This is a genomic window from Cupriavidus sp. GW821-FHT07C08 (genome assembly GCF_059419025.1).
In genome coordinates this window covers 93,363-110,724 of sequence record NZ_JBWKQZ010000033.1, presented here as the reverse complement: position 1 = coordinate 110,724, position 17,362 = coordinate 93,363, and the positions used below count along the sequence as shown (strand labels likewise).

19 protein-coding genes and 1 pseudogene are annotated in these 17,362 nt (G+C 69.4%); 13 read left to right on the top strand and 7 right to left on the bottom strand.

Going from position 1 to position 17,362, the window contains the following annotated elements; genetic code table 11:
* The 4 genes and pseudogenes from AC07UK_RS31725 to AC07UK_RS31710 form a co-directional block, all read left to right on the top strand.
* Positions 1–330, top strand: a pseudogene (locus tag AC07UK_RS31725) (IS110 family transposase); the annotation flags it as partial.
* A gap of 58 nt (positions 331–388) precedes the next feature.
* Entirely contained in the window at positions 389–1,477 is a 1,089-nt protein-coding gene (paaE, locus tag AC07UK_RS31720; RefSeq protein ID WP_436222860.1) for a 1,2-phenylacetyl-CoA epoxidase subunit PaaE, read from the top strand.
* Positions 1,478–1,672: 195 nt separating this feature from the next.
* Complete coding sequence (locus tag AC07UK_RS31715; protein ID WP_041228219.1) at positions 1,673–2,476, top strand: DUF1835 domain-containing protein; 804 nt, start codon at positions 1,673–1,675, stop codon at positions 2,474–2,476.
* 8 nt (positions 2,477–2,484) lie between these two features.
* Positions 2,485–3,102, top strand: a complete 618-nt coding sequence (locus AC07UK_RS31710; RefSeq protein WP_436222861.1) for a TetR/AcrR family transcriptional regulator — start codon at positions 2,485–2,487, stop codon at positions 3,100–3,102.
* Between the two features lie 27 nt (positions 3,103–3,129).
* On the opposite strand, the gene kefC is transcribed toward AC07UK_RS31710, so the two are convergent.
* Positions 3,130–4,944: a glutathione-regulated potassium-efflux system protein KefC gene (gene kefC, locus AC07UK_RS31705; protein WP_436222862.1), complete on the bottom strand. Its 1,815-nt coding sequence runs from the start codon at positions 4,942–4,944 to the stop codon at positions 3,130–3,132.
* Positions 4,941–5,495: a glutathione-regulated potassium-efflux system oxidoreductase KefF gene (gene kefF / locus AC07UK_RS31700; protein WP_436222863.1), complete on the bottom strand. Its 555-nt coding sequence runs from the start codon at positions 5,493–5,495 to the stop codon at positions 4,941–4,943. The genes kefC and kefF overlap by 4 nt, the downstream gene beginning before the upstream one ends.
* A gap of 334 nt (positions 5,496–5,829) precedes the next feature.
* On the opposite strand from kefF, the gene AC07UK_RS31695 reads away from it, so the two are divergent.
* A complete protein-coding gene (locus tag AC07UK_RS31695; protein ID WP_010813461.1) occupies positions 5,830–6,528 on the top strand; it encodes a GNAT family N-acetyltransferase in 699 nt (232 codons plus the stop codon).
* 88 nt (positions 6,529–6,616) lie between these two features.
* Here the strand turns inward: AC07UK_RS31695 and AC07UK_RS31690 are convergent, their stop codons facing one another.
* The 5 genes from AC07UK_RS31690 to AC07UK_RS31670 all read right to left on the bottom strand — a co-directional run bounded on the left by AC07UK_RS31690 (position 6,617) and on the right by AC07UK_RS31670 (position 10,851).
* The gene (locus AC07UK_RS31690) at positions 6,617–7,111 is read right to left on the bottom strand and encodes an Lrp/AsnC family transcriptional regulator (RefSeq protein WP_010813460.1); all 495 of its coding nucleotides are present in this window, start codon (positions 7,109–7,111) and stop codon (positions 6,617–6,619) included.
* 404 nt (positions 7,112–7,515) lie between these two features.
* Complete coding sequence (locus tag AC07UK_RS31685) at positions 7,516–8,121, bottom strand: EF-hand domain-containing protein (RefSeq protein WP_494687605.1); 606 nt, start codon at positions 8,119–8,121, stop codon at positions 7,516–7,518.
* Positions 8,122–8,273: 152 nt separating this feature from the next.
* Positions 8,274–8,969 carry a type II secretion system protein N gene (locus AC07UK_RS31680; RefSeq protein ID WP_436222865.1) on the bottom strand — a complete coding sequence of 232 codons (696 nt, stop codon included), beginning with the start codon at positions 8,967–8,969 and terminating at the stop codon, positions 8,274–8,276.
* Between the two features lie 114 nt (positions 8,970–9,083).
* Positions 9,084–10,304 (bottom strand): globin domain-containing protein, encoded by a 1,221-nt coding sequence (locus tag AC07UK_RS31675; protein ID WP_494687606.1) that lies wholly within the window; start codon positions 10,302–10,304, stop codon positions 9,084–9,086.
* A gap of 94 nt (positions 10,305–10,398) precedes the next feature.
* The gene (locus AC07UK_RS31670; RefSeq protein WP_436222867.1) at positions 10,399–10,851 is read right to left on the bottom strand and encodes an RrF2 family transcriptional regulator; all 453 of its coding nucleotides are present in this window, start codon (positions 10,849–10,851) and stop codon (positions 10,399–10,401) included.
* A 218-nt stretch (positions 10,852–11,069) separates the two neighbouring features.
* Here AC07UK_RS31670 and gspG point away from each other — a divergent pair, with 218 nt between their 5' ends.
* From gspG to gspN, 8 genes are all read left to right on the top strand, one after another.
* A complete protein-coding gene (gene gspG / locus AC07UK_RS31665; protein ID WP_436222868.1) occupies positions 11,070–11,537 on the top strand; it encodes a type II secretion system major pseudopilin GspG in 468 nt (155 codons plus the stop codon).
* Between the two features lie 28 nt (positions 11,538–11,565).
* Positions 11,566–12,066 (top strand): GspH/FimT family pseudopilin, encoded by a 501-nt coding sequence (locus AC07UK_RS31660; RefSeq protein ID WP_436222869.1) that lies wholly within the window; start codon positions 11,566–11,568, stop codon positions 12,064–12,066.
* Entirely contained in the window at positions 12,063–12,485 is a 423-nt protein-coding gene (gspI, locus tag AC07UK_RS31655; RefSeq protein ID WP_436222870.1) for a type II secretion system minor pseudopilin GspI, read from the top strand. Before AC07UK_RS31660 ends, gspI begins: the two co-directional genes overlap by 4 nt.
* On the top strand, positions 12,463–13,167 hold the full coding sequence (locus AC07UK_RS31650; RefSeq protein ID WP_494687607.1) for a PulJ/GspJ family protein: 705 nt from the start codon (positions 12,463–12,465) through the stop codon (positions 13,165–13,167). Before gspI ends, AC07UK_RS31650 begins: the two co-directional genes overlap by 23 nt.
* A complete protein-coding gene (gspK, locus tag AC07UK_RS31645; RefSeq protein WP_494687608.1) occupies positions 13,164–14,204 on the top strand; it encodes a type II secretion system minor pseudopilin GspK in 1,041 nt (346 codons plus the stop codon). Before AC07UK_RS31650 ends, gspK begins: the two co-directional genes overlap by 4 nt.
* A 270-nt stretch (positions 14,205–14,474) precedes the next feature.
* The gene (gene gspL / locus AC07UK_RS31640) at positions 14,475–15,902 is read left to right on the top strand and encodes a type II secretion system protein GspL (RefSeq protein ID WP_494687609.1); all 1,428 of its coding nucleotides are present in this window, start codon (positions 14,475–14,477) and stop codon (positions 15,900–15,902) included.
* Between the two features lie 14 nt (positions 15,903–15,916).
* Positions 15,917–16,525: a type II secretion system protein M gene (locus AC07UK_RS31635; protein WP_114131653.1), complete on the top strand. Its 609-nt coding sequence runs from the start codon at positions 15,917–15,919 to the stop codon at positions 16,523–16,525.
* Entirely contained in the window at positions 16,525–17,334 is an 810-nt protein-coding gene (gene gspN, locus AC07UK_RS31630) for a type II secretion system protein N (RefSeq protein ID WP_494687610.1), read from the top strand. The genes AC07UK_RS31635 and gspN overlap by 1 nt, the downstream gene beginning before the upstream one ends.
* Positions 17,335–17,362: the final 28 nt, after the last annotated feature.

The window sequence follows — 17,362 nt, the reverse complement described above, 5'->3', positions numbered from 1 at the left end:
GGCAAGGTGCTGTCCTCGACCACCAAACGATCAGCCAACCGTGCGCGTCAGGCGTTGAAGATGGCGGCGATGAGCCTGGCCCACAGCGACTCCGCACTCGGCGCGTTCTACCGCCGGCTGGGCACTCGCATGGACAAGCCGCGCGCCAACACGGCTGTTGCCCACAAGCTCGCGAGAATGGTCTACTTCATGCTGACCCGTGGTGAGGCTTTCGTCGATCAGGGACAGCAGCGCTACGAAGAAGAACAGCGCCAGCGCAGCATCGCCGCCCTTAAACGGCGTGCCGCCGCGCTGGGCGTCCAGCTCAATCCAGTGGAGGTGGCCGCATGAATCCAGCCCCCTTCAGTTCCGTTTCTTGAGAGCCCCGCCGGGCCGAAGCCAGGCTGCCATGACCCCACAGTTCCATCCGCTGCGCGTGGCGCAGGTGCGCCCCGAGACCGCCGACACCATCTCGATCGCCTTCGAGGTGCCGGACGCGCTGCGCGATGCCTACCGCTTCACCCAGGGCCAGTTCCTGACGCTGAAGGCGCCGGTCGACGGCAAGGACCTGCGCCGCTCCTACTCGATCTGCTCGGCCGTGCAGGACTACGACGCGCACGGCGAGCTGCGCGTGGCGGTCAAGCTGGTCGAGGACGGACTCTTTTCCACGCACCTGCATGACTCCATCACCCCGGGCCAGGTGATCGACGTGATGACCCCCGACGGGCGCTTCCACGTGCCGCTCGATGCCAGCGCCGCACGCCACTACGTGGCCTTTGCCGCCGGCAGCGGCATCACGCCGGTGCTGTCGCTCGTCCGCACCACGCTGCAGGCCGAGCCACACAGCCGCTTCACGCTGGTCTATGGCAACCGCAACGTCGACAGCATCATCTTCTCCGAGGCGCTGGAAGACCTGAAGAACCAGTATCTGGCGCGCTTTACGCTCTACCACGTGCTGTCGCGCCAGCCGCAGGAGGTGGACCTGCTGCACGGCCGGCTCGACCATGCCCGCGTGACGGCCTTCCTGCAGACCCTGATCCCGGTGGAAGACATCGACGCGGCCTTTGTCTGCGGGCCGGCCTCGATGATCGACGAGGCCGAGGCGGCGCTGCGCGACGCCGGCCTCGACCCGCACCGCATCCACGCCGAGCGCTTCGGCGTGCCGCTGGCCCAGGCCAGGCGCAAGCCGGCCCCCGCGCACGCCGACCATGCCGGCACCGCCGAACTGGTGGTGGTGCTCGACGGCAAGCAGCACAGCATGCGCCTGCCGCTGGAAGACGCCAACGTGCTCGACACCGCGCTGGCCGCCGGGCTGGACCTGCCCTACGCCTGCAAGGGCGGCGTCTGTTGTACCTGCCGCGCCAAGGTGCTGGAAGGCCAGGTGGAGATGGAAAAGAACTACACGCTCGAGCCGTGGGAGATGGAAAAGGGCTTCGTGCTCACCTGCCAGGCACGGGCGCTCACACCGCGGGTAGTGGTCAGCTACGACGAACGCTGATCGGGGCACGCCGGCGCGTGCGTATACAGACAATTGCCGACATTGGCCAGCACGGGCCGTGACTACAATGGCGGCAGGCGGCTTCCTGCTGGCGCGATGCTTGCAGGGCAGTGACCGGGCGGGCGGCGACCCCGCCTGTCGCATCGCCGCCGCGGCGGTGCCAGCGAACCGTCCCACCCATATACAATCACGGCCATGCAATATATCCACGTCGTCAATGGTGATGTAGCAGGCACGACCCTGCGCCAGGCCCTGGCCCAGGCTGCGCGGCCGGACCCTGTCGTGGTGCTGCGCGACGACCTGGCGGTGGGACCGCTGGCCGACATCGACAGCACCGGCCTGATCCGCTCCGGCTTCTGGCAGCGGGTCGCCCCGCATACGGACATCGATTTCGGCGCCGAGATGCGCCAGGCGCTGGACCAGCTCCAGGCGCTGCGCCAGGACGACATGGAAGTGGCCATCTGGCACGGCCAGAGCGCGGCCGACCAGCTGATGCTGCGCCGGGTGGTATTCCACCTGTACCAGGCGCCGCAGCGGATCAATGAAGTCGCCATGGACCTGCGCGAGCTGGAAATGCCCGCGCAGGGCAACCTGGCGGCGATCGGCATGTACACGCCCGCGCGGCTGGCGCGGCGCTTTTCCACCATCGCCCCGGTCTCGGTGCTGCGCCTTGGCCGCCTCGGCTACGAGTGGCAGCAGAACGTCAAGGAAAACGCCGACGTGCGGCTCTGGAAGGGAAACACGCTGGTGCCGGCGGCGTACCACACCATCGACGAGATCATCATGGAACGCGCCCCGTCCGAGTGGACGCCCGCGGCGCAGATGGTGGGCAGCGTGATGGGCGCGATCGAAGGTCTGCTGGCCAGCGACTGGTTCGTGTTCTGGCGCTGCCGCGAGCTGATCGCCATGGGCCAGCTGGTGCTGCGCGGCAATGCTGACTCGCTCGATACCTGCGAACTGCGCCGCCATGTCGGCAGCGGTGGCACCGGCGGCGAATAAACGAGAATATGGCCCGTACCAAGGCACCCGATTTCGAGGCGCAGCGCGAGCAGATCCTGGACCTGGCCGCCGCCGCCTTTGCCAACAGCAGCTACCCCAGCACCTCGATGGCCGACCTGGCCGCCGCCTGCGGCACCTCCAAGGCGCGGCTGTACCACTATTACGAGAGCAAGGAAGCGATCCTGTTCGACCTGCTGGACCGCTACACGCGCCGGCTGATGCTGCTCGTCACTGAAGTGGAGGCCGACGCCGAGCGCCACGCGCGCACCGACAAGGCAGCCTTCGGCAACCTGATCCGTGCCTTCCTGGCCGAGTACGAGACCTCGCAGACGCGCCATATCGCGCTGATCAACGACGTCAAGTTCCTGGCCGAGACCCAGCGCGACCTGATCCTGGGCCGCGAGCGCGACGTGGTCGCGGCCTTCTCGCGCCTGCTGCGCCGGGCCTACCCGGAGCGCGTCACGCGCGAGAACCAGACCGCGCTGACCATGACCATCTTCGGCATGATCAACTGGACCTTCACCTGGCTCAAGCCGGGCGGCCGGCTGTCCTATGCAGCGTTTGCCGAGATGGTGGTCGACCTGCTCGAAGGCGGCCTGCCCGGCCGGGCCGCGGCCGTGCGCTGACGCGGCGCTGGCCCGCCGCCCTGCCGCTCACATCCACTCGGCCTCTTCGCGCTGGCGCCGCTGCTCGCGGTCCTGGCGGAACATCTCTTCCAGTTCGTCGCGCGCCTGGCGTGCCAGCGAGACCAGCTTCTTCTGGTCGGTGTAATGCGGATAGAAGCGGTCGATCGCCTGGATGTTGTGGCGCCGGAAACGCAGGGCCACGTTGCGGGCCTCGGCCGGATCGAAGCCCAGCCCCTCCAGCACGCGGCGCCCCAGCATCAGCGAGCCCTCGAACATCTCGCGCTCGAACAGATGCACGCCGCGGTCCTTGAGCTGGTAGACATGCGACACGTGGCGCGCCCGGGCGTAGATCTGCAGTTCCGGAAAGCGCTGGCGCACGCGGTCGATCAGTTCCAGGCCCTCGTCCATGCCGTCGATGGCGACCACCAGGATGCGCGCGTCGGCAATGCCCGCGGCCTCCAGCAGGTCCAGCCGGGTGGCGTCGCCATAGAAGACCTTGAAGCCGTACTGGCGCAGGAACTCGATCTGGTCGGGGTCGTGGTCCAGCACTGTCACGCCCACGCCCTGGGTGTACAGCAGGCGGCCGACGATCTGGCCGAAGCGCCCGAAGCCGGCGATCAGCACCGGATTGTGCTGCGGCGTGATGGTTTCGTCCGGCCGGGCCTTGCCGCTGCCCAGGCGCGGCGCCACCAGCCGGTCATAGGCCAGCAGCAGCAAGGGCGTGGCCACCATCGACAGCGCCACCACCAGCACCAGCAGGGCCTCGGTCTCGCGCGGCAGCAGGCCGGCGGTGCCGGCCACGCCGAACACCACGAAGGCGAACTCACCGCCCTGCGAGATCAGCAGCGCAAACAGCAGCCGCTGGCCGCGGGCGATGGCGAAATACCGCGCCAGTAGCACCAGCAACGCGGTCTTGGCAACCACGAAGGCGGCCACCAGACCCAGCACCAGCCAGGGCGAGCGCGCCAGCACGGCAAAGTCGATCGACATGCCGACGGCCATGAAGAACAGGCCCAGCAGCAGGCCCTTGAACGGCTCCAGGTCGGCCTCGAGCGCGTGGCGGTATTCCGAATCGGCCAGCAGCACGCCGGCCAGGAAGGTGCCCAGCGCCATCGACAAGCCCACCGCGTCCATCATCAACGCAATGCCCACCACCAGCAGCAGCGCAAACGCGGTGAACATCTCGCGCATGTCGGTGCGGGCGATAAAACGCAGCGCCGGGCGCACCAGGTAGCGGCCGCCGGCCACCACCGCGCCGATCACCGCCACCGCCTTGCCTGCCGCCAGCCAGCCAGCCGCGCCCGGACCCGCGCCTTCGGCGCCCTGCGTGGCCAGCAGCGGCAACAGCGCGATCATCGGGATCGCGGCGATGTCCTGGAACAGCAGGATGCCGAAGCTGGCCGCCCCCGCCGGCGTGCCGAAAAGGTTGCGCTCGGTCAGTGTCGCCAGCGCGATCGCGGTGGACGACAACGCCAGCCCCAGGCCCGCCACCAGCGCCACCTGCCACGGCGCGCCCGCCAGCGCGGCCACCGCGCCGATCACCAGCGCGCAGGCGGCCAGCTGCGCGCCGCCGTAGCCAAAGATGCTCCGCCGCAGTGCCCACAGCTTGCGCGGCTCCAGCTCCAGGCCGATGACGAACATCATCAGCACCACGCCGAACTCGGAGAAATGCAGGATCGATTCGACATTGGTCACCAGGCGCAACGCAAACGGCCCGATCGCCGCCCCCGCCAGCAGGTAGCCCAGCACCGCGCCCAGGCCGCCGCGCCGCGCCAGCGGAACCGCCACCACCGCCGCCACCAGGAACACCAGCAGCGCAATCAGGAAATCGTGCTGGTTCATGCCTGTCCCCCCGCCGGCGCGGCGCCGGTGCCCAGCCGCCCGCAGACGTGGGCGATATGCTCGGCCAGCACCTGGGCGTCGGCATTGTTGGCGTCGTGCAGCACCACCGGCGGCAGCCAGTTCATGCCGCACAGCAAGGCGGTCTGCTCCAGCGGCAGCAGGAAGTCCCCGATCGGGTGGCCATGCGTGCCGTCCGGCCCGTAGGCATCGGCTGTGCCGCCGGTGCTCACCACCGCCAGCAAGGACTTGCCACGCAGCGCGGTGCCGCCGGGGCCATAGGCCCAGCCTGGCTCCAGCACCTCATCGAGCCACAGCTTGAGCAGCGCCGGCACGCTGTACCAGCGCACCGGGAACTGCAGCACGATGGTGTCAGAGACCGACAGCACGCGCTGCTCGGCGACGACGTCGATGTCATAGTCGACATAGTTCCGGTAGAGATCGCGTACCTGTACCTGCGGCAGCGCGGCCAGTGCATCGGCCAGCGGCCGGTTGACGCGCGAACGGCTGGGCAAGGGATGCGCGTAGATCACAACGATTGGGGGCTCGGTCATCAAAGGCGATCGGCTGGGCAAGGGAGCGGACGAATCTGCGGGGAAAGCGTGAAATTGTGGCGTTGCACCAAATCCACATCCGGCGCCCGGCAACAATTCATCACATTTTTTCAAGCTGTTGATTTTATTCGATTTTTATTGATGCTGTGACAAGACGGCGGCCTGCTGCGGCGCAGGAAGCTTACGCCGAACTGACAATTCCACTACAATACTTTTGGCGCCGCATCAAGATGGTGTTTCCCCCGAGTCTTGCACCGAGCCAGGGAAAAGTGCCTGGCGGAACACCAACGCAGTGCCTATTTTTATCTGTGACTGCACTAGGAAGGAAATAATCGTGAACCCGCTCGAACTGAGCAAGGCCGTCGGCGCACTGACCGACGAAGATCTGCGCAAGGCAGCCGAAGCCGCACAGGCCACCCACCGCGCCACCGTACTGGTGCGCGAGCTGGCGGCCCACCATCGCTCGCGCCTGCTGAAGCATTTCCTCGCCCTGGGCGAGGAGGATCGCCTGCTCCGTTTTGGCCAGTCCGTGGGCGACCACGTGATCGAAGCCTATGTCGACAGCATCGACTTCGACCATGACAGCGTGTTCGGCGTGTACGACGACAAGCTCGAACTGATCGGCGTAGGCCACTTCGCCAACCTGCGCGACAACGCCCAGGGCCGCGTGGCGGAGTTCGGCGTGTCGGTGTCGGGCAGCGCCCGCGGTCGCGGCATCGGCAGCGCGCTGTTCGAGCGTGCCGCGATCCACGGCCGCAACACCAACGTGCGCACGCTGTACATGCACTGCCTGTCGCGCAACGCCGCGATGATGCACATTGCCAAGAAGGCCGGCATGAAGGTCCAGTACGCCTACGGCGAGGCCGATGCCTATCTGGAACTGCCGCCGGCCGACACCGCCAGCCGCCTGACTGAAGCGCTGGACGAGCAGCTCGCCGACCTGGACTACGCGGTGCGCCGCAACCTGCGCGACGCGCGCCGCTTCGGACTGCGCTTCTGGCGCACCATGGTGCCGCAGAAGCACACCGCCTGAGCTCCGCGGGTCCGCTTATTGCTGGTTCCACGCCAACGGCGCATCGCCACGATGCGCCGTTTTTATTTGCGGCCTCAGGCTTGCCGCATCAGGCCGCGCCGCCTACCGGCAGCGCCGTGGTGTCCTTGATGCTTTCCAGCGCAAAGCTGGAACGCACGTCGATCACCGACGGGTGCGCCAGCAGCTGTTCCTGCATGAAGCGTGCGAAGTGCTCCATGTCTTCCACATAGACCTTGAGCAGCAGGTCCATTTCGCCGGTCATGGCGTGGCACGCGGCCACCTCCGGCCAGACCGCGATCGAGGCGCGGAACAGGTCCAGCGGTGCCTTGCCCTTGGGCGCGCCGCCATGCTTTTCCAGCCGGACATTGATATAGGCCAGCAGGCCAAGTCCGATCTTGTTGGGCTCCAGCAGCGCTGCGTACTGCCGGATCACGCCGATCTCCTCCAGCCGCCGGATGCGGCGCAGGCAGGGGCTGGGCGACAGGTTGACGCGCTCGGCCACTTCCAGGTTGGTCAACCGGCCGTTGGTCTGCAGCACTTCCAGGATCTTCCGGTCGATCTTGTCCAACTCCACCTTGCTCACGATATTGTTGCTCCGCAATATGTTTATTGGCAATTTTTTTGCGCAAATTTAGCAAGCCGTGCACAAATACGCAATTTTTTGTGTAATTACGTCCGATTCAGGGCCGCTTCTGGTGAGCTGACAGCCTTATCGGTCACTCGCGCGGCAGCCGGTCGGGCTGGGCAAACCTGGGCGGTGGCGCCACCGCAAATCGCGGCCGCGCCCCGCCAGCCGGAAGCAGGCAAGGATGGTGCCAAGCCCGGCAAACAGGGAAGCGGCATTCTACGGGCGTTTGCGGGCGAGGTCAGGTTCTTCCTGGTGCACGCATAAAGCGAACAGGCAAAGAAAAAGCGCGCGAACCCTAAGGCTCGCGCGCTTGGCGACGTCGCTGGCAGTGTCCGCTGGCGCGGCCCTGCCAGGGCCGGTCAGCCGCCGCTGGTGGATGGAGAGCCCGGTGCCGCGGGTGCCGGCTGGCCGCCCGGAGCCCCCTGGCCACGCGGGCCGCGGTCGCCGCGCTGCGAGTGTTCGCGATGCATCTTCTCCATGCCGGCGCGGATTTCGTCGCGGGTCAGCTTGCCGTCGTGGTTGGCGTCGAGCTGGTCGAAGCGCTTGGCCAGGCGCGGCAGGCCGGCGTTGGCCTCAGCCTTGGTCAGCGCGCCATCGCCGTTCTTGTCGGCAGCCTTGAATTTCTCGTCGAAGGCTGCCTGCATGCGCGCATGATGCTCGGCCATGGCGGCCTTGCGGTGCGCATCCATCTCGGCCTTGTCGATCTTGCCGTCGTGGTTGGTGTCGAGCTTGTTGAACCAGGCGTCGGCTTCCGCCTTGGAGATCGCGCCATCGCCGTCGGTATCGATCGACTTCATCCACATGCCGCCACCGTGGTGGTGATGGTGACCCATGCCGGGCTTGCCGGCCGGCGCAGCGGGTGCGGCGGGAACGCTGGCCTGGGCAAATGCGCCACCGGCGACCAGGAGGGCGGCCGATGCGGCCAGGAACTGCTTCAGGATCTGCGGCTTGTGATTGCGTTGCATGTCTTGCTCCTTTTCATCACGTTTGGCATGTACGGACTAGAACGCAGACGATGCGGGGAAGTTGGCGCTTTTAATACGATGTTACCCGGCTCACAGAAAGGCCTGCGCGCCGTAAGGGAACGCAAGCAAGCGCGAATATTTGGCGCCCGGAATCAGTCCTTCGGCGCCAGCTGGCCTTCGCCGGCCGCCTGCGGTGCCATCAGCGGCTGGTACTGGCGCGGATCGACCGGTTGCGGCTGCGGTTGCGCGGGCTGGGCCTGCTGCGCAGGCGCCTGGCCTTGCGGCTGCTGGGTCGGGAGCTGGCTCACGACCGGCGCCGGGGGCGGCATCGGCGTTGCCATCGGCGCCGCGGCGCCGGCGGGCGGCGTGGGCAAGGCACCGGCCGCTGCCGGTGCGCCGCGCGCGGCACCGGCCTGCAGCGGCAGCACGATTTCCTGACGCACGCCGCTGCGCTCGATCACCACCGCACGCTGGCGGATCTCCGCCAGCCGGATCTGCGGCGACAGCTCGGCGCCGGCTCGCACCGCCTTGGGCGGGCCGCCATCGATCGACACGATTGCCGCGCCCGCGCCGCCATCCACCTCGGCCACTACGCCGATCAGCTGCACGTCACGCGGGCCGCCCTGCGCCGAGCCGCCGAACAGCGTCGCGACCGCGCCGGTCTCGACCGCCTCGGTCTGGGCCACGCGCGCGCTCTGCGGCACCGGGATGGTACGCATCGCGCTGAAGGTCAGCACCCAGTAGGTGGCGAGCGCACACAGCGCGATAAATAGCACCAGGCTGGCCAGGCGCGGCAGCCAGGGCGCGGAGGCATTGAAGCGGAGCGATGGCCGGAGGGACAGTTGCATGGGATCGGGACCCTGGATACCCACAAGGCGGGCAAAGGCGCGTGAGCGCAGACGCGCCAAGCGTACCAGAGCCCCATGACACTGTCTGCCGTGCCGGTGCCGCCCCGCCGACGCTTAGAGCAGGTCGTCCAGCAGGTCCGGCCCGAACACTTCGCGCTCGATATGCGCCACCGGCACGCCCGCGCTGACCAGCGCATGGCGCTGCGCCTGCATGAAGCCGAGCGGTCCGCACAGGTAGAAGCTGCCGTCGACAAAGCGCTGCAGGTCGGGCTGGCGCAGCAGTTCGGCCACCGGCATGGTGCCGGCGTGGTCGTAGTCGCGGCCGGCAACGTCGCCCGCTTGCGGGGTTTCATAGCTGATGTGCGTGGCGAGCTGCGGCAGGCGTTCGCGCGCCCATTGCAGGTCGGCGCGATGGGCGTGGTGGCGGCCATCGCGCGCGGCATGGGCAAACAGCACCTGGCGCTGCGATCCCTGCGCGGCCAGCGTGCGCAGCACCGACAGCATCGGCGTGATGCCGATGCCGGCCGACAGCAGCACCAGCGGACGGCGCCCGTCGAGCGCCGGCGTGAACTCGCCGAACGGCGCGCTCACCTTGAGTTCCGTGCCCTCCTGGGCGTTGGCGTGCAGCCAGTTGGACACCGCGCCGGCCGGGGTGGTGCGGTCACCCGCCTCGCGCTTGACCGAGATGCGCCAGGTCGGCAGCCCGCTTTCGGCCGACAGCGAATACTGGCGCAGCTGGCGCTGGCCATCGTCGAGGCGCGCCTCGACGCTGATGTACTGGCCCGGGCGGAACGCACGCAGTGGCTGGCCGTCGGCGGCAGCCAGCGTCAGCGCCACCACCTGGTCGCCCTGCGCCTCGCGCCGCACCACGCGCACCGGCGTCAGCTCGCCGGCGGCCACGCCGGTGCGCTGGTACAGGCGCGCCTCGGCGGCGATCAGCTCGCCGGCCAGCAGCCAGTAGGCCTCGTCCCAGGCGGCCAGCAGCGGCGGCGTGGCGGCCTTGCCCAGCACCGCGGAGATGGCGCCCAGCAGGTGGCGGCCGACGATCGGGTAGTGCGCGGGCGTCAGGCCCACGGCCGCATGCTTGTGGACGATGCGCTCGAGCACCGGCCCCAGCGCCGCGGCGTTATCGATATTGGCCGCATAGGCGAACACGGCCGAGGCCAGCGACTGCTGCTGGCTGCCGTTGGCCTGGTTGCCCATGTTGAACATCTGCGTCAGCTCGGGCCGGTCCGCGAACATCTCGCGGTAGAAATGCGTGGTGATGGCCAGGCCGTGCTCGCGCAGCACGGGGACGCTTGCATCGATATAGGGGCGGGAAGCGGCGGACAGCATCAGGAAACACTCCGTTTTAAATCATGCAAATAAAATGCATGTTTTTGCTCAAAATAAAACCGGCTCTCGCCGGCCCGGGGCGGACAGGATCAGCTCAGGCCGAATGCCGGTTCAGGAAATCGCGATGCAGGCGGATGATCGACTCGGCCGTCTGGCTGCCGGTGACATCGGCCAGCGTGACGTCGTCCAGGGCGCGGTAGAAAGCCTGCTCGGCCACGTCCAGCGCGCGCTTCAGGCGGCAGTTGCCGTTCAGCGCACAGGGCGGGTTGTTGCAGTCGATCACCGCCTTGTGCCCTTCCAGCTCGCGCAGGATGGTGCCGATGGTCAGCCGCTCGGCGCCGGGACCCAGCTGCAGGCCGCCGTGGCGGCCCCGCGTGGCACTGATCCAGCCCAGCTTCGACAACCGCGCCGCCACCTTGACGAGGTGGTTGTGCGAGATGTCGAACTGCTGCCCCACCTCGGCAATGGTGATCGGCCGGCTGCCATCGCCACGGGCGACGTACATCAGCAGGCGCAACGCATAGTCGGAAAAGCGGGTCAGTTGCATCGTGTCGCCATCTTAAAAAAGATGCATCCAGGATGCAAGTTATTTCCCTGCCGGATGCCCGTCCTCAGTAACTGTGATCCGGATCAGACAATGCTGAGGTGCCGAAGGGGCCGCCCATAAAACAGTCATGTGGCGCCGGTTATACTGACTGGCGAACCCGGCCCGCCGCCCCCCAACCGGTGCGGGCCCAGCCATTCAAGCCAAGAGGTCCACCGACGATGCGCAGATTCACTCCCCAGATTGCCAGCCCCGTCCGTCCCGTGCGTGCCCGCCGTGCGCGCGGCTTCACCCTGATCGAGATCATGGTCGTGATCGTGATCCTTGGCGTGCTGGCGGCGCTGGTGGTGCCCAAGATCATGAGCCGTCCGGACGAGGCCCGCATCGTGGCCGCGCGCCAGGACATCTCGTCGATCATGCAGGCGCTCAAGCTGTATCGCCTGGACAACAGCCGCTACCCCACCACCGAGCAGGGCCTGGCCGCGCTGGTGGTCAAGCCCACCACCGAGCCCGTGCCCAACAACTGGAAGGGCGGCGGCTACCTGGAAAAGCTGCCCAAGGATCCCTGGGGCCATCCCTACCAGTACCTGAACCCGGGCGTGCGCGGCGAGATCGACGTGTTCAGCTTCGGCGCCGACGGCCAGGCCGGCGGCAACGGCAACGACGCCGACATCGGCAACTGGGAATAAGCGCAGTCCCGCCGCCCCCCCTGCAACCATGACCACGGCGCCGCGCCGCCGCGCGCCCGGCCCCCGGCGCCGCGGCTTTACGTTGCTTGAGCTGCTGGTGGTCATGGTGATCGCCGGAATCGTGATCTCGCTGGTGGCGGTCAACGCCTCGCCCAATGAACGGGGCCGCGTGCTAGACGACGGCCAGCGCATCGCGCGGCTGTTCGAGCTGGCGCAGGAAGAGGCACAGCTTGGCGCCCGCCCGCTCGCCTGGGAGGGCAATGCCAACGGCTGGCGCTTCCTGGAATCGACCCCCAACGGCTGGATCCCCATGCGTACCGACGTGTTTGCCCCAGGCCACTGGCGCCTGTCGCTGGACCAGGTGATCGTGGCCGAAGGGGGCCGCAGCACCGGGACCAGCAGCCCGCCCCGGCTGATCTTCGGGCGCGAGCTGATCGATGCTCCGCAGCGGCTGATCCTGGTGCGCGGCGATATCCGCGTGGACGTTGCCGGCGACGGCAGCGGCCGCTATTTCGCCAGCACGCCATGAAACCCTGCCCTCGCTCCTTGCCCTGGCCGGCCCGGCGCGGGCGCAACGCCGGCTTCACGCTGATCGAAGTGCTGGTGGCGCTGACCATCCTGGCGGTCGCGCTGACCGCGGCGATGCGCGCGATGGGCTCGATGGTCGATGCCAGCGCGTCGCTGCAGGCGCGCATGCTGGCCGAGTGGAGCGCCGAGAACCACCTGGCCGCGCTGCGCCTGGCCAAGACCTGGCCCGAGCCCGGCGTCAGCGGCTATGCCTGCCCGCAGGGCGGCACGCCGCTGTATTGCGAGCAATCCGTCTCGGGCACGCCCAATCCCGTTTTCCGCCGCGTCGAGATCGCGGTCTACCCGTCCGCCACGGACAAGTCCGTACGCCTGGCGTGGCTGGTCACCATTGTCCCCAATGAAACCCGCAACGTGCTCTGAGCGCCGCCGCCCGCGGCGGCCCGGCGGCTTCACGCTGCTGGAGATGCTGGTCGCCATCACGCTGCTGGCGGTGATGGCGGTGATAGGCTGGCGCGCGCTGGACAGCCTGACGCGCAGCCGCGAGCGCCTCACCGACCACGATGCGCGCCTGGACGCGCTGAAAGTGCTCTACGGCCAGCTCCAGGCCGACTGCGAGCACCTGGCCAACCCCACGCTGCTGCAGGCCAGCCCGGTCGAGATCGGCCAGAACCGGCTGCTGCTGGTGCGCGACCGGCGCGACGAAGGCCTGCCGCCGACTTGGCAGGTGCTGTCGTACCAGCTCGACGGCAATACCCTGGTGCGCGTGGCCGCGCCGCCGGTGGACAGCCGCGCCGGCCTGCAGTCGGCGCTGCTGGCGCTGCGCCAGGGCGGCAGCAACACTGCGCAGGTGCGGCGCGTGCTGGCCGACGTGGACGGCATGAGCATGCGCGCATGGGTGGAGCCCGCCGGCTGGCAGGCCGACAGCGCGCGCATCCGAAACGTGCTGTTCGCGGGCAACGCCGCCAGCGCCGTGGCCGCCTCCGCGCCCGGCGCGGCGCAGCCCAACACCGCGGTGCGCGCGGTGGAACTGACCATCTTCGCCCGCATGGGCGACGGCGATGCGCCGCGGCAGTTCCAGAAGATCTGCATGACCGGGCTATGAGGCAAGCCAGCCGCCCGCCTCGCCTGGTGCCGTTGCGCCGCCGCCCGCGCGGTGCGGCCGTGGTCACCGCGCTGCTGATGGTGACGCTGGCCGTGGTGGTGGTGTCCGGCATGCTGTGGCGCCAGCAGGTGCAGATCCGCGCCATCGAGAACCAGCGGCTGCTGGCCCAGGCCACCTGGATCGAGCGTGCCGCCGTGGACTGGGCGCGGCTGATCCTGCGCGACGACCAGCGCCGCACCAATGTCGACGAACTGGGCGAGCCGTGGGCGGTGCCGATCGCCGAGACGCGGCTGTCGGACTTCCTCGGCGCGGCACTGCGCACCGATGTCGCGGGCGAGACCTCGTTCCTGTCGGGCCGCATCCTGGATGCGCAGGCGCGCCTGAACCTGGCCAACCTGGTGGTGTGGACCGCCACCGGCGGCGAAGGCGGCCAGGCAGGCCGCACGGCCTCGGTCGACCCGGCGGCGCAGGCCGCATACCGCCGCCTGCTGCAGACGGTCGGCCTGAACCCGGCACTGGCCGAGACCACGGCGCGCTACATGCTGCAGGCCGCGCAGGGCGGCAATGCCAGCGGCCAGCCGGCGCCGCGCCCGCTGGACAGCGTGCAGGGGCTGATGGCGCTGCCCGGCTACACGCCGGAGATGGTGGCGGTGCTGGAGCCCTTTGTCACCGTGCTGCCCGAGCGCACGCTGGTCAACGCCAACACCGCCGAGGCCGAGGTGCTGGCCGCGGTCATCGACAAGCTGCCGCTGGAGCGCGCGCGCGAACTGGTGCGCCAGCGCGACCGCGCCTACTTCAACAACCTGGGCAACCTGCAGACCCAGCTGGCCGCGGTGGCGCCGCAGGCGGATGCCGCCAACCTCGGCAACCTGCTCGACGTGCGCACGCACTACTTCCTGGTCTACGGACTGGTGCGGCACGAGCGCGCCACCCGGTTGCAGGTGTCGCTGATCTTCCGCGGTGAGCCGCTGGGCACGGCCAATACCACGCGCGTGGTCTGGGTCCAGGATGCGGACCGGCTGCCGGACCTGCGCTGAGCGGCGCCCACCAAACCAGGCAGCAGGCCGAATTTGCACGCGCAAGCAACCGGGGAGAATGGTATTGACGCGGTTTAGTCACACAGGCAAGGTATGCTGCGGCGCTGGCGCGAGCGTGGCCCCAGCCCACCCGCCGCCGTCCGGCCTTTCTGGCCGCCCGCCGGCATCCCCGCGCCCCGGCAAGTTTCTGACTCCGGGGCGATCCAGGGCGCATCCCAACCGGCCATGCGCCTGCCCGAGCCGTTCCACTGACGCCAAAGCAAGGAAATCTTGAGCACCACCCTGTACGTCCGCCTGCCGCACCGGCCGCATGACCAGCCGCAACCGTGGCAGTTCGGCACCCTGCCGTTCGCGCTGGTGCGCACGGCCACGGCCGACGCGGCGCGGCGTGGCCAGGCCCGTGCGGCACCGGAAGTGTTGCGCGAAGGCCACGCCCGCATCGCTGACCTGCCCGCGGCCGAGCGCCTGGTGCTGATCCTCGCCGCCAGCGACGTACTGCTGACCACCGCCAGCGTGCCGCCGCTGCCGCCCGCCCGTTTGAAGCAGGCGCTGCCCAACCTGGTCGAGGACGCGCTCGCCACCGATGCACAGCCGTGCCATATCGGCGTGGGCCCTGCCCTGGACGGCAGCGCCGCGCGCGGATCGCGCCAGCGGCTGCTGATGGTGGCCGACCGCGCCTGGCTGCGCGCCGTGCTCGACGCCTTTGCCGAACACCGCCACCGTCGCCGCCATGTGCTGGCCGCGCAGCTGTGCGTGCCGCTGGCCGCCGCCGCGCAAGCCAGCACCGAGCCGTCACTGGCGAACGCTGAAGCGCCGGCGCCGGCGGCCACGCTGGTGGTCGAAGCCGCCGCCAGCGCCCTCGCCCGGAGCGGCGAGTTGAGCGATGCGTTAAGCGGCGAACTGCCCGCCACCGCTGCCGACGCCGCGCGCCAGTGGCAACTGACCGTGCGCACCGGCGCACACGCCGGCTACGGCTTGCTGCTGGGCGACGATGCCCTGGCCGCGTGGCAGGCGCTTGCGCCTGCCGGCACCTGGTATGCCGATGCCGACGCTGCCGCCGCGGCGCCGGTGCCCGACCTGCGCCAGGCCGCCCGCACCAGCTGGCAGCTGTGGATCGAAGGCGCGCAGGACAGCCTGCGCGAGCCGGCGCTGGACCTGGCGCAGTTTGAATTCGCGCAGGGCCGTGCCGACCGCTGGAACCTGGTGGCATGGCGCGTGCCGCTGGCATTGCTGGCGGGCGTCGTGCTGGTGCAGATCATTGGCATGAATACGCACTGGCTGCTGCTGCGGCGCGAGCAGCAGCGGCTGGAAGCCGCGCAGCTGCAGGCGCTGCACGGCGCCTTCCCGCAGATCCAGACCGTGCTCGACGCGCCGCTGCAGATGCGGCGGCAGGTCGAGCAGCTGCGCACCGCCAGCGGCCGCAGCACGCCGGAAGACTTCCTGCCGCTGGCCGACCGCTTTGCCCAGGCCGCGCGCAGGCTGCCGCCCGACGCGCTGCAGGCGCTGGAGTACCGCGGCCGCATGCTGGTGGTGACGCTCAAGCCGGGCACGGACACGGCCGGGCTGCGCAGCGCCGCGCGCCAGGCCGGGCTGCAGATGGAAGAAGACAAGGCCGGAAGTGCCGCTGGCAGTACCAGCAGCAGCGCAGGCACCCCGGTGACGCCCGGCTCGCGCTGGACCGTCAGGCCCGGCCTGTAAGCGGGCCCACCAGCATGAACCCCATGAAAGACACAGCCCGAAGCCAGACGCCACGCGCCAGCCGGCCAGGCGCGACCTCTGCGCTGCGCACGCGCCTGGCGCGGCTGCGCCCGTCCGTGCCGCAGGCGTGGCAGGAGCGCTTCAACGCCTTCTGGTCGGCGCGCAACCCGCGCGAACAGGCCATCCTGGCCGGCGGCGGCGCCGTGCTGGCGCTGGTGATCGGCTACCTGGTGCTGTGGGAGCCGGCCGCCGACGGCCGCGAGCGCCTGGCGCGCAACCTGCCCAAGCTGCGCGCCGACCTTGCCGAAATGGAAACCCTGGCGCAGGAAGCCCGCGGCCTGAAGGCCACGCCGGCGCCGTCGCTGCGTGGTGACGCGCTCACGCAGGCGCTGCAGGACAGCCTGGGCCAGCACGGCCTGAAGGCGACCCGGCTGGCCGCCGGCGCCGACAACAGCGTGCAGGTGCAGCTGGACAAGGTGCCCTTCGGCGCGGTCAGCGGCTGGCTGCAGGACGTGCGCCAGCAGCAGCGCATGAAGGTGATCGACGCCCGTATTGTCTATGTCGGCGCCACGGCGCTGGTGAACGTCAGCGCGACCCTGCAGGGTCCGGGCGGCCGCAGCTGATGGTACGGCTGGAAACGCTGCGCCTGCCGCGCCGCAAGCTGCGCCAGCCGGCCGCATGGCGGCGCCTGCGCTGGCTGGCGCTTGGCCTGGTGAGCGCTGCCGTGACTGTGGTGGCGATGCTGCCGGCCGCATGGATCGCCGCGCGCGTGGCCACGCAGACGCAGGGACGGGTACTGCTGGCCGATGCCAGCGGCTCGCTCTGGCATGGCAGCGCCACGCTGGCGCTGTCGGCCGGCGCCGGCAGCCAGACCGCAACCGTGCTGCCCGGCCGGCTGCAATGGACGCTGGCGTTCTGGCCGCTGCTGGGCGGCAGCGCGCGCCTGGTGGTAAGCCACTCCGAGGCCATGGCCGCGCCGGTCGCCATCACCGTGACCCCCGGCGGCTGGAGCGCGCAGGCAGGCGCCATGCAGCTGCCCGCGGCGCTGCTCGAAGGCATCGGCGCGCCGTTCAATACGCTGCGCCCGGACGGCCTGATGCGCGTGGACTGGTCCACGCTGCAGGGGCGCTTTTCGGGCCAGGGCATGCGCGGCCATATGACGCTGCGCATCGAACAGGTGTCGTCGGCCGTGAGCCGGCTGCGCCCGCTGGGCAGCTACCGCGCCGAACTCGACTGGACCGGCGAGGGTGGCGGCAAGCTGCAGCTGAGCACCATCGCCGGGCCGCTGCACCTGGAGGGCAGCGGCACGCTGGGGCGGCAGGCGCGCTTCGAGGGCACCGCGCACGCCGAGCCCGAAGCGGCAACTCAACTGACCAGCCTGCTGAGCCTGCTGGGACGACGAGACAACCATGTGACAAGGCTGCGCTTCTGATGCCAGGCCAATCCAGGAGCGCCCGGAA